Source organism: Streptomyces himalayensis subsp. himalayensis, assembly GCF_013778455.1.
Taxonomy (GTDB): Bacteria; Actinomycetota; Actinomycetes; order Streptomycetales; family Streptomycetaceae; genus Streptomyces; species Streptomyces himalayensis.
Genome location: NZ_JACEHE010000088.1, coordinates 1 through 1,265, shown reverse-complemented (window position 1 = coordinate 1,265; position 1,265 = coordinate 1). Strand labels below are relative to the sequence as shown.

Annotated in this window: 1 protein-coding gene; it reads left to right on the top strand. The window is 71.0% G+C overall.

Going from position 1 to position 1,265, the window contains the following annotated elements:
- Positions 1 to 1,265: transposase (locus tag H1D24_RS41540; RefSeq protein WP_181662958.1), on the top strand; the 1,265-nt coding region annotated here is incomplete at both ends.

The window sequence follows — 1,265 nt, the reverse complement described above, 5'->3', positions numbered from 1 at the left end:
CCGGGCGGCTACCGCTCGCGGCGCGAGTGGCATACCAAGTCCCGCCGCCTGCGTGTGCTCGAAGACCGGCTTCAGGCGGCGCGGTCCGACTGGCAGGCCGGCGTTGTGCATGTAGTGCGCGGCAGCAAGAGGCTACTGACCACCCGCCAGCACCTTCAGGCGGCGGGACTCACCGAGGCCCAGTGGCGCACTCGGTGGGAGGCCGGGCGCCGGTTTCTGCAGGCCGACGGGGAGTCGGGCAAGCGGTACGGCAACGAGACCATCCGCGTCACCCCCGACGGAGAGGTGAGCCTCAAACTCCCCGCCCCGCTCACCCACCTGGCGAACGCCCCGCACGGCCGGTACGTGCTCACCGCGCGCGTGGCGTTCGCGCACCGGGGCGAGCAGTGGCGCGACCGCATCAGCGTCAACCGGGCCGTCGCCTACCGCATCCACGAAGACACCGTGCGCGGCCGCTGGTACCTCACCGCCTCCTGGACCATCCCCCCGGCTACCACCGTGCCGCTTGCGGCGGCCCGCGCGAGGGGGATCGTCGGAGTCGACACCAACGCCGACCACCTCGCCGCCTGGCGCCTCGATCCCCACGGCAACCCGGTCGGCGCACCGCTCCGGTTCGGCTACGCCCGCACCGGTACCGCCGCCCACCGCGACGCCCAAGTCCGCCACGCGCTCATCCGCCTGCTGCACTTCGCCAAGCGCCACGGTCTCGCGATCGCCATCGAGAACCTGGACTTCCAAGCGGAGAAGACCCGCGAGAAACACGGGCGGCGCAAGACGTTCCGCAAGCTGATCTCCGGCATGCCCACCTCCAAGCTACGGGCACGGCTGGTGTCGATGGCCACCGAACTCGGCATCCCCCTGATCGCCGTTGACCCCGCCTACACCTCCCGATGGGGCGCCCAGTACTGGCAAAAACCCCTCACCGGCAAGACCAGGAAACCCACCCGACACGATGCCGCGAGCATCGCGATCGGCAGACGCGCCCTCGGGCACCCGATCCGGCTGGGGGTACCTCCCAGGCCCTTAAGGCACTGGGGGAGGACGGCACCGCCCCACGACGACCGGAGTGATCGTCGCGGGCATCGGACCGCCCAGGCCGGACCGGGCACCCGAGGGCGTGAGGGAACCCGCCCCCGCATCCCCGGACCACGGACGCGATCCGTGTCACCGGACGCGGAGCGAAAGCGGGCGACCAGGACACCCAAAACCGTTCGGGATGTCCGCAGTGACCAGGTATGGGTCCAAGACTCACTCCGGCTCACTGA